Source organism: Nostoc sp. DedQUE09 (genome assembly GCF_034530915.1).
Classification (GTDB): Bacteria; Cyanobacteriota; Cyanobacteriia; order Cyanobacteriales; family Nostocaceae; genus Nostoc.
In genome coordinates this window covers 101609-113166 of sequence record NZ_JAVRCE010000021.1, presented here as the reverse complement: position 1 = coordinate 113166, position 11558 = coordinate 101609, and the positions used below count along the sequence as shown (strand labels likewise).

Below are 11558 nucleotides of genomic sequence, written 5' to 3'. Positions count from 1 at the left end.
CTTCTCTCAAGGCTGATTTTTCTTATGCTCCTTGATTACTGAATCGGTGTTCTAGGGACAACTCTTCAAACACTCTGGCGACTGTGCTCCCATGACTCATTACTTCTAGATTTGCTAGACCGTATTGTACTGAGACAAGCAGGAGCACCTGAAAAAAATCAAAGGATTGATAGTGAGCAGATAATTGTTGATAATATACACAATTACGATAAGATAAAGAGACCTACTGGCACCAGCAAACAAGCTGGACTTCGCCAGCTTCGTAAAAAAAATCCCGAATTACACGCTAAAGTTCTGGCTGGTGAGTTAACTGTTAATGCTGCTATGGTTCAAGCTGGATTAAGAATCAAGCAAGTAACAGTTTTTGTAAATCCTCTTCGGGCAGCGACGAAGCTTGAAAAAACCTTTCAAGAGGAGGATTTCATCGAACTGGTAGCATTGCTTATGTCTGCCTTGCCAGAAGAAAAGGAGATAGTGGCGGAAAAATTCAAACAAGTTCTGGATGAAAAGCAACTTAAAAAAATTAAAGATTTTTTAGCATCTCTTTGAAGAAGCCATTGAGTAGCCTTCCTTTTCAAACAGAACTTGTACGTCGTAAGCAAAATGCTTTTAGTGCAGCGATCGTTACTGCGACAAGGCAATGAATGTGACGTACAGGCTGAAGAAAAGCACAACTTATTTAATTGGGGGGCAATTGAATGGCTAAACGAAAGAGAATTATAAATCCAGAAGTTATCAACAGGTACATCAAGGAAGGTCGTGGACAAGGCATAGCTTCTGAATACAAACCCTGGTTATTGATTCAAGATGTACCATCACTAGGTCTTGCTACCAGAATCAAGGGTTGGAAAACCAAAAGAGTTCATCATTTACACAGCAACCTAGAACTTAACTATTTCTATGTGCTGGAATGGTCATCTATTGTTTGTGATATTCGCGAACAGTATCCCCTGCTACCCTTAGAAGAAACATTAGCGATCGCTGAACAGTCTGGAATTCCTCATCCGAAACACCCAAAAACTCAAGAGCCAATTGTAATGACAACTGACTTTTGTGTTACTGTTCGCCAGAAAATTGGAGTTGTAGAGCAAATTCGTACAGTCAAATATGCTCAAGATTTGCAGTCAGAAAGGACATTACAAAAATTAGACATTGAACGTCAATATTGGCAGTCCAGAGGTATCGATTGGAAAATCGTCACAGAAAATGAAATTTCTGAAGCATTAGTCAAAAATGTTGAGTGGCTACACCCTTATCTGGTAGTTGAGAATCTATCACCTCTTTCAGCATCTGAAATTCGTCGAATTGAAACAGCTCTAACTCTGAGAATAGTCAAACACAATCAATCATTAGCAAGAATAGCTGCTGATTGTGATGACAAACTCGGTCTATCACCAGGTATCTGTCTTACTGTAGCTCGTCATCTTCTTGCCAACCGCAAGTGGTTGATTGACATGAATAAACCAATTCAACCCAGTGAGCCTTTAGTTCTTCTGGCCAATCTGTTAGAGCAATCACATCAAGGATTAGAGGGTGTAGGATGAGTCTTCTCGTCAATATGCTGCTGGAATGGCAAAACGCTGAGGCTGAAAACAAAATTGAGCGTGTACTGTGGATTGACCCGTCTGGTCAAGACATGGTGACCATAGAGATTAACAACTCAAAAGCGCTCCCAAAATGGCAAAAATTCAAAGAGGTGGAGACAGCAATTATATCCAAGAAGATGTGTATCCTTGAAGTTGATCCATATTCAGGGTTACTTCGTCCCGAAAGTGCTATTTCAGAGAATCACCGTCAGCATAGAGACCATGCATGGAATGTCATTGCCCCACTAGTTGAGGGTGAAATAGAGTTAATCTTTGATGCCCGTACTCGTGGTCAACTGATAGGGGATACAGTCAAACGGACAGGTTGCATAAAAAAGACTATTTATCATTACTTGCGGCGTTATTGGCAGGGAGGACAAGCAAAAAATACCCTTCTTCCCTTGTTTGATAGATGTGGGGCAAAAGGGAAAGAAAAAAAACCTTCTAATCGTAAGCGTGGTCGCCCAAGTAAGCTCTCAAAAGTAACAAATATACCACTAGGAGTCAATGTAGATGATGAAATAAGACACAGCTTTCAGCGTGGGATTAAATTATTTTATGAAAAGCAACAGGGAATAACTTTGAATAATGCCTTTGACAAGACCTTAAAAAAGTTTTTTCATAAGGGTTATGAAATTCGAGATAAAGTATTAGTGCCTGTATTACCACCTGCTAGCGAACTACCTACATTTGCTCAGTTCCGCTATTGGTATGACAAAGAGCGTGATATTAGTAGGGAAAAAATTTCTCGTGAAGGTCAGCGTCGATTTAATTTATCTTATCGGGCTATACTTGGAAGTTCAACCCAAATGGCTTATGGACCAGGGTCAGTCTACCAAATTGATGCCACTATCGGCGATATTTATCTAGTTAGTTCTCTAGACCGAAATCGTATTATTGGTCGCCCTGTAATTTACTTTATCATCGATACCTTTAGCCGACTCATTACAGGATTTAGTGTCAGTTTAGAAGGTCCAAGTTGGTTAGGTGCAATGTTAGCTCTTGAAAATGCTACGAAGGATAAAGTAGCTTTTTGCCAAGAGTATGGAATTCAAATTGATGAAGCAGATTGGCCAAGTCATCACCTTCCTGAAAAAATTCTAGCAGACCGAGGTGAATTAGAAGGATACAACGCTGACAATTTGGTCAATGCTCTTGATATTGGGATATCCAACACGCCTCCCTACCGAGCTGATTGGAAAGCAATTGTTGAGCGAAACTTTCGCTTAAGCAATGACAAGATGATTCACTGGATGCCTGGAGCTGTTTACCAAAGACGAGAAAGAGGTGACAAGGACTATAGACTTGATGCAGTTCTAGACCTTAATCAATTCCGCAAGCTGATGATTTACTGCGTCCTTGACCACAACAAAGACCACAGGATGCAATGGTATCGAATGGACGAGTTCATGATCCAAGATTATGTTGACCCATACCCACTAGACCTTTGGAATTGGGGCATTAGAAACCGAGTTGGTCATCTTCGCCAAATGGCATCTGAAATTGTCAAACTAAATCTGCTGCCAACAGCAGAGGCTTCAGTCACTGCACAAGGTATCTATTATAAAGGATTGTTATATACCTGCCAACTAGCTCTACGTGAGCAATGGTTTGTAAAGGCAAGAATCAAGGGAAGATGGAAAGTTCCAATAGCCTATGATATCCGCTCATTGAATACCATATATCTGCGCCTTGATGACAGTAGACACTTGGAACCTTGCGAGCTTATTGAGACTGAGACAACATTCAGAGGGCGAAATTGGTATGAAACCGTTGACTACTTTGAGCTACAAAAACAAGGCAAAGAAATTGCTATGACTCGCCAACAGTCTTCCAAAGCTACTTTCCAAGCTCAAGTAGATCACATTGTGGGTGAAGCCAAAGAACAGACTGAAAAAGCGCTCACTGGCCAAAGTAAGCGATCGCGTACCAAAAATATTAAAGAAAATCGCAAATCAGAGCGTGAAAATGAACGAGAAACAGGAGCATGGGAGTTAGGTGCCAAAGAAAATTCCCAGGAGCCAGGGCAAGTAATTCCAATACCTTTAAATACTCAACCCGAAGAAGAGAATGAAGGTTACGTAGCTCCACCCAAGCCAATTGATAAATTACGCAAGCTAAGAGAGAGGAACTGGAAAAATGACTAGTACCAATTTGACACCATCACTCTTAGTAGGGAAGGTAGCAGTTATACCAGCCTCATACCGCGATCCACTAATTTCAAGCTACCGTGGTAATCCACTGATCGAGGCCTTACCCCCAATTCTATCAGAAGAGGAAGTTATGCAGTTTCTGGCAAATTATCCCAATTATGATGAGGGAGAACGCCAACTGCCATCCCATCTGCGTTTACATTTGGTGCAGAATGCACTGCAATTTTTTGAACCTCTTCCAATTCATATTGATTTAGAACAGCGATTTTCACGCATGATTCGGGCAGGGTATCAAGCACGCAATCCATTAAAAGCAGATTTTTGGAGAAATTTCCAAAAGCAATTAGATGTTCTGGGTTCTGAAGTGGCCACGGTCACTCAAAATCATCGATTCAGGTCAACGGCTACAGGCTTCACAATTATTGGCATTAGCGGTGTGGGTAAGACCACATCTGTAGAAGCAATATTGGATCTTTATCCCCAAGTAATAGTTCACGGTCACTATTGCGATCGTGATTTTATACTCATGCAAATTGTATGGCTAAAACTAGAGTGTCCTAATGATGGTTCAATTAAAGGCCTGTGTCTAAATTTCTTTCAAGCCGTTGATGACCTTTTGAGAACAGACTATTTCAAAAATTATACAGGAGGGGGTAAGCGCACTGTAGATGAGTTAATTCCGTACATGGCTCGTGTAGCTTCACTACATTGCATCGGGGTGTTGGTAATCGATGAAATTCAACATCTGAACGAAGCTAAAAGCGGTGGCTCAAAAAAAATGCTCAACTTTTTTGTCCAGCTTATTAATACCATTGGCATTCCTGTTGTTCTTGTAGGAACCTATAAAGCCATGTCTATTTTAAGTGGTGAGTTCCGTCAAATCCGTCGGGGTAGTGGTCAAGGGGATCTTGTTTGGGACAGGATGGCAGACGATGATGTTTGGGAATTCTTTGTCGAATCGCTTTGGCGCTATCAATACCTCAAAAAACTTTGCCCACTCAAACCAGAACTATGCCACGCTCTCTATGAAGTAACTCAGGGGATTACCGACTTTGCAGTCAAAATTTATATGCTGGCGCAAGTGCGGGCAATTGCAACTGGAAAAGAAACCGTTACTGAGAGCATCATTCGGTCAGTTGCTAAGGATAGCCTGCGCCTAGCACAACCAATTATGTTAGCTTTAAAAAATGGTGATATCCAATTTCTTCAAAATTTTGAGGATGTTCATCCAATCGATATTACATCTTTCATACAAGAAGCTCAAAATACTATAAAAGTTGTTGGCAAGATTAGCTCTTCACCCATAATTCAGAAAAGCTTGGTAGAAGTTGAACAAGAAGCCAAAATTAGCCCTAATAATCCTACTTTTGATTCCCCTGCGACAGAGTTAGCAAGCAAGGTAACAGATGTTGTGACTCAATCTTCTTCGCAAAGTGAAATTAATAAGAGGCAGATAAAACGTCATAAAACTACTACAGAAAAAAAAGGCTTGGTAGAGCTTGTGAATTTGAGCGCGAAACAAGGAATTGCTGCCTATGAAGCTCTCAAGCTAGAAAATTACATTTGCTCCGCTACTGAATACCTGCCAGAGGAAGTAGAAAAATGATTGGTTTATTTCCAGATCCCTATCCAGATGAACTGCTCTATAGTATCTGTGCCCGTTTCCAAGATCGAGTAAAGTATCCAAATCAAATTTCTGTGGGAAGAGAACTCTTTGGAGTGATTGTTACCGCACCTATAGATTTCCCTACTCATCTTGGGTATCTTGTTGCAAACTTACCACCCCAATATTGCTATACAGTTGACCAACTCATCGATAACCATACTCTGCTACCTTTTTACACTCCATTTCATCCACATGAGCGGATCAATTCTATTCGCAATGATATGGCAGGTTCAGACAACTCATCAATTCACGGACGTTTAGGTATTTTAAGTGCTGAGATTAAGCCAGCACAGTGGCTGCGATTCTGTCCTTTATGCGGAGATCAAGATAACAAGAAGTTTGGAGAACTTTATTGGCATCGTGTTCACCAGTTACCTGGTGTAGAAGTTTGCCCTACTCATCTTGTTTTTCTAGAAACAAGCAGTGTAAGGACACGAGATAGAAAAAGACCACAAACATTTATCTCTGCTGAACAAGCAATAGAGAAAACATCCCCACGTCCCTTGAATATATCAAACTTACACGATCAAATTTTACTGAAGATAGCTGAAGATGCTGCTTGGTTATTAAATCAAAAATGCCTGGTTGCTAATCTTCAACTATTATATGAGCGATATCACTTCCTTTTAGGAAATCAAGGATTAACTTCTCCTAGCGGCAAATTACGTGGGTCTGAATTTATAAAAGCATTTGAAAGTTATTACTCCCCTGAGTTGTTAGAACTATTTAATTCAGAAGTTAATAAACCAACGAAAAGACAGTGGCCGATATCATGGTTCGCAACCTCAAATCACAGAGCGCACCATCCTCTGCATCATCTACTAGTGATGAACTTTTTAGGATATCGAGCCGAAGATTTATTCAATCTCCAATCTATTGAATATAAACCCTTTGGAAAAGGACCTTGGCCTTGCCTTAACCCTGTTAGTGACCATTTTAAACAAGCAAAAATAAAAGAGTGTTGTATACAGCGTAATGGAAACAATAGCAAACCTATAGGCATATTTAGTTGTATCTGTGGATTTGTTTACTCCCGAACGGGTCCTGATTCATCACCTAAGGATAAATTTCAAGCTACAACAGTACAGTCCTATGGATTTGTATGGGATGCAGTTTTGACAGAACTATGGCAAGACTCAACACTTAAACTATCAGAAATTGGACAACGACTTGGGGTTCATTACACGACCATCAAGCGTCAAGCTGCCCGTTTAAATCTGATCTTCCCTAGACCAAGCGGTCGTTCAATTCAAGGAGCCTTAACACCACCTCGACAAAGAGATTCTCAGATTGTGGCAATAGAAACCTTGGAATCTTATCGGCAGGAATGGCTGTCAGCTAGAAAACAGAATCCTGAACTAGGAAAGACAGCTTTAGCACAAAGATTTCGACGCATTCATGTTTGGTTATACAGAAATGATCGTGAATGGCTAGAGAATCATCTGCCGCCTACTCAATTAAGAACAAAGCCAATGTCCAGGTTAGATTGGGAGAGCCGTGACGTTCAACTAGCCGATGCAGTGAGACTCTCAGGCTTGAGGCTGAAAAACTCTCCTGGAAAACCCGTAAGGGTAAGTGTAGAAGAAATTGGTAAAAATCTTGGTCAAAGAGCACGAATTACTAAGCAAATCGATAAGCTACCGTTAACAGCTAAAGCACTGGCTGAGGTAGCTGAGACAATAGAGGACTTTACTATTCGTAAAATCTACTGGGCTGCTGAACGCTTCCATAAAGACGGGATACACCTAAAAAAATGGCAGTTCTTGCGTAAATCAGGTTTAGAGGGATCAAGATTCTTATCAGTGGCTAAAGTGCAGAACGCAATTGATACTGCTATGGAATATTTGAATTCTCCAAATACTTTGATAACTACATATACCCCGCCTTCCGAAGCTTCTATTTCAGAAAATTTGCTAGAAGAAAAAGACGTAATGCTTGGTTGTTTTCCTGATTCTTACCCAGATGAATTGTTTTACAGCATTTGTGCTAGATTTCATGATCGAGTTCAGTATCCTAGTCAGAGATCAACTATTCGTGATTTATTCCAAACTAAAAACGCGATCGCAATCTTTGATTTACCAAGTCGGCTAGATAAACTTATTGCAAGCTTACCTGCTGGACATCGTTATACAGTTGAATATTTAATTGACAACTATACATTGCTGCCTTTTTCAAGTGTTTCTAGAGCAAAGTACTTTACAGACTCATAATCGCAGAAGGCTATATGAATTTATTTCCGCAGAACGCATAACTGCTAATGTATCTCCCCGTGAAATGGACCTTTCAAATATTTGTCACAAATTTCTGTTAAAGATTGCTAGTGAAGTGGAATGGCTACTTAATGATTGCCAATCTGTTCCTGGTTTAGAGTTTTTGTATCTTAATTACCGATCATTGGTAATGAATAATTCAGAGTTGGTCACTTACGCAGGCAGAATTCGGGTTCAGGAATTGTTGAAAAACTTCAAAAATTACTATCCTGCTGAAGTTTTAGAGATTCTTCAATGCCAAGTTAACGAGCAGAGTCGTGATAACTGGCTCTGTGAGCTTGTGCGCTTTCCTAGAAGAGTTCACCATCCACTACGCCATCTACTGCTTATTAATTTCTTGGGATTCACAGCAAAAGAATTTTTTGAGCTAAAAGAAGCACCTAAACCCTTTGGTGATGGTCCCTGGCCTTGCCTAAACCCTGTTTGTAAAAACTTCACCAAGTCTGTAATCAGTAAATGTCAGATTACATACAACCAAGAGAATCACAGACCAACAGGTAATTTTGCTTGCACCTGCGGTTTTGCTTACTTCAGGATAGGTCCCGATAAATCACCAGAAGAACGCTTCCAATTTTGTAGAGTCAAGGTTTACGGAATTTTTTGGGAAAAATCCCTAAAAACTCTTTGGAAGGACTCGTCTCTCACCCTCAAGGATCTAGAAAACCGTCTGGGAGTTACAGTCAAAACTATTCTGCGCCAAGCAGCTTTGCTGAAACTTACTTTTCCTCGACCTAACTCTAGGGCAAGAGCAACTGAACTATGTGCATCTCTCCAGCCTCGCTTTGTAAATCCACGTATCCTTTCTCCAGAAGTGCTGGAGTCTTACAGAAACCTATGGCTGGAACAAATAGCACATAATCCTGGAGTAGGACGCACTCAACTGCGAAGTCAAATACCAACAGTTTATGCACAACTATATAACTATGATAAAGGGTGGCTCAATGAGCATCTGCCACCACCTCAAGCTAAAAATGGTACCTCAGGTGTGGATTGGGCTAGCCGAGATACTGCAACGATGGAAGCTGTTAAAGCTGTAACACAGCGCTTAAAAGAGAATGTCAATCCAATTATTTGGGTTACTCGGACAACGATCGCTAATTCCCTCAATTATCCTGCTAGTGCTTGGATCAAGAAATACCTCAATAACCTACCAATGACCGCAAATGTGGTGGAAGAACTGAGCGAAACTAGAGAAGAGTTTGCTGTGAGAAAAGTTCAGTGGGCAGCAGACTGTTTTCGCCAAGAGAACTTGTGTCCACAAAGATGGGAACTAGTGCGTCGTGCAAGTTTGCGTCCAAAAACAACAGAATTGCCATTGGTTAAGGAAGCGATCGCAACTGCTTTAGAAGCTTTAGGCTCACTTCACCTGCCTTAACTATTCAACAACAAAACCTAAATTCGGTTCTGATGAATTAGCGCTCGCTAATTCTCTTGAACACCCTGCAAGTACTTGGGTTAAAATACATCTCACAAAGTTACCTCTGCCTGTTAACATATTGCTGACTTGAGTGAACCCAGAGAAAAGTTTGCTGTTAAAATTGCAACTGCTTTAGAAACTTTCCAACTGTATGATTCCTGCTAGAATTTACTCTACCACCCATTGCCAATGAGGATGAACGGTGCCCAGTAGTAGGGGTGGCTAAGATTACGGGAAATAGATTGTTCACCTTGACCCAATTTATAATTAACGCTACTCCGGTTGCTGTCGCTACCCTGGCTGTTGCTTTTGAGCATAGCCAGTTGCGCTTGGTGGAGAGCTTCTGTTTTAGTCATCTGACCTGTAGAAAGATTTTGGTAAAATTGCTGCATTAATTGGCTGGTGCTGGCATCGTTGACGAGCCAAAGTGAGGCAATCACCGCCTTAGCGCCGTTAGTAAGAAAGTAAAAACTCATACCAGACATTTCCAAGCCATCAGCATCTACTCCACCCAAAGCAGTTTCGCAGGCAGAAAGCACTACTAAATGAGTACCTGACATGTAGTTGCTTAATGTTTGAATTTTATCAACGGTTAATTTATCACCCCTACCAGAAAGGAGGTAAGAATTTTCTGGACGACCAGATTCAAATTTACCGTGGGTAGCAAGGTGCAATATCTTATTACCTGTGAGATTGTCTCGTAAAGAGTTAAAAGTAAAGTTTTCATTGAGGAACTCTGATCCGGGGAAAATGCCTTGTTGTGCTTTTCCCGACTGCTGAATGATTGTGGCTAATTCATTGGGGACATTTGATAAAGCATTAAATCCCGGAAAGGCTTTAGAGACTCCCATTGCTAAGACACGAATCTCTTGCTTGTTTAGGGGTAGGCGCTCTTTGACATCTGTTAAGCCTGCATTCAGAATTGTGGAAACTGCATAATGTTCTATTAAATATTGTTGCCCATCGAATAAGGCTGCCATTGGAATGTAGCGGGTGGAACGGTCAAGGGAAAAGACTAAATGGCGGACATTTTTATCTTTAATTTCTTTCTCTAAAGGTTGGATAAGCCAGTTATATAATTGTTTACTTATGGCTTTTACGGCTGCCTCATCTTCAGGGCTGGACAGTTGGGTTCTGAATTGGTTTACCGTTTTCCAGAGTTGCTGTTGGTTGACAGGTGTTTCAAAGCTGCGGAAAACCACGCCCTTTTCTCCGGCTCTACTAGCCAGGAGAATCCAAATTTTGTCTTTCAAAACTAGGGGATAAATTAGGACTGTACTTGGTTCAGCATTGACAATTTTAGCAGCAGTACTACGGAGTTGTTCGGGTTCAAGAAGTGCGGGGTCTTTGGCAAGTCGGTCTTGGAGGGTTTTACGAAAAGTATTGGTATCTTGCTGGAATTTTTGCGTCAAGGCATCAAGTTGATCTCGTAGTTGGCTGAGGGTGCTACATTTTTTCTGCTCGCATTCGTAAATCTGTTGTCCAAAAACAATAAGAGTGCCATATCTCTTGAGGATTTCTTCTTCAATGCGGGCTAAGGCAATACCAGAGGTTTCGCCACCAGCTCTAGCATTGCGGGTAAAGTCGCGCAATTCTTGGATTTTTAATAGTTCGAGAACTTGTTGGGCTTCTAGTAGCCGTCCCTGGGAGAGTAGCAGGTCAGCTAAACGCCGATAGGTATCTGCTACGGTTTGGGTGTAGGACTCTTGTTGCTCACGGGGTAATATCCGAATGTCGTTGCGGATACTCTCTCGCACATTAACTGATTGCTTGTAAAATACAATGGCTAATTCTGGTTGCTGCTGTTTTTCTCGTGACAAGGCAATATTATTGAGAGCGTTACCCTCGCTTTGGCGGTCTTTGATTTCTCTGGCGATCGCTAAGTGTTGCTGATGATACTCAATGGCTTTGGTATAGTTGCCCAAATTTCCGTATGCAAGTCCCAGATTGCCCAGAGCCTTACCCTCGCTTTGGCGGTCTTTGATTTCTCTGGCGATCGCTAAGTTTTGCTCTCCATACTCAATGGCTTTGGCATAGTTGCCCAAAAAGAGGTATGCAAGTCCCAGATTGCCCAGAGCCTTACCCTCGCTTTGGCGGTCTTTGATTTCTCTGGCGATCGCTAAGTTTTGCTCTCCATACTCAATGGTTTTGGCATAGTTGCCCAAAAAGAGGTATGCAAGTCCCAGATTGCCGAGAGCCTTACCCTCGCTTTGGCGGTCTTTGATTTCTCTGGTGATCGCTAATAGTTGCTCTCCATACTCAATGGCTTTGGCATAGTTGCCCAAAAAGAGGTATGCAAGTCCCAGATTGCCCAGAGCCTTACCCTCGCTTTGGCGGTCTTTGATTTCTCTGGCAATCGCTAATAGTTGCTCTTCATACTCAATGGCTTTGGCATAGTTACCCAAATTTCCGTATGCAAGTCCCAGATTGCCCAGAGCCTTACCCTCGCTTTGGCGGTCTTTGATT

Annotated in this window: 7 protein-coding genes; 6 read left to right on the top strand and 1 reads right to left on the bottom strand. The window is 41.4% G+C overall.

Annotation, left to right across the window (positions count from 1 at the left end):
- Positions 1 to 111: 111 nt before the first annotated feature.
- The 6 genes from RMY27_RS15805 to RMY27_RS15780 all read left to right on the top strand — a co-directional run bounded on the left by RMY27_RS15805 (position 112) and on the right by RMY27_RS15780 (position 9050).
- Positions 112 to 549: a hypothetical protein gene (locus RMY27_RS15805; RefSeq protein ID WP_322664721.1), complete on the top strand. Its 438-nt coding sequence runs from the start codon at positions 112 to 114 to the stop codon at positions 547 to 549.
- A gap of 149 nt (positions 550 to 698) precedes the next feature.
- Positions 699 to 1544 carry a TnsA endonuclease N-terminal domain-containing protein gene (locus tag RMY27_RS15800; protein ID WP_322664719.1) on the top strand — a complete coding sequence of 282 codons (846 nt, stop codon included), beginning with the start codon at positions 699 to 701 and terminating at the stop codon, positions 1542 to 1544.
- The gene (locus RMY27_RS15795; RefSeq protein WP_322664717.1) at positions 1541 to 3733 is read left to right on the top strand and encodes a Mu transposase C-terminal domain-containing protein; all 2193 of its coding nucleotides are present in this window, start codon (positions 1541 to 1543) and stop codon (positions 3731 to 3733) included. The genes RMY27_RS15800 and RMY27_RS15795 overlap by 4 nt, the downstream gene beginning before the upstream one ends.
- Positions 3726 to 5345 (top strand): ATP-binding protein, encoded by a 1620-nt coding sequence (locus RMY27_RS15790; RefSeq protein ID WP_322664716.1) that lies wholly within the window; start codon positions 3726 to 3728, stop codon positions 5343 to 5345. Before RMY27_RS15795 ends, RMY27_RS15790 begins: the two co-directional genes overlap by 8 nt.
- Positions 5342 to 7615: a TnsD family transposase gene (locus tag RMY27_RS15785; RefSeq protein WP_322664714.1), complete on the top strand. Its 2274-nt coding sequence runs from the start codon at positions 5342 to 5344 to the stop codon at positions 7613 to 7615. The genes RMY27_RS15790 and RMY27_RS15785 overlap by 4 nt, the downstream gene beginning before the upstream one ends.
- A 64-nt stretch (positions 7616 to 7679) precedes the next feature.
- Positions 7680 to 9050, top strand: coding sequence for a TnsD family Tn7-like transposition protein (locus RMY27_RS15780; protein WP_322664712.1), 1371 nt, complete (start codon positions 7680 to 7682; stop codon positions 9048 to 9050).
- A 215-nt stretch (positions 9051 to 9265) separates the two neighbouring features.
- Here RMY27_RS15780 and RMY27_RS15775 read toward each other — a convergent pair.
- Positions 9266 to 11558 (bottom strand): CHAT domain-containing protein (locus RMY27_RS15775; protein ID WP_322664709.1); only part of this gene is annotated, 2293 nt, incomplete at its 5' end.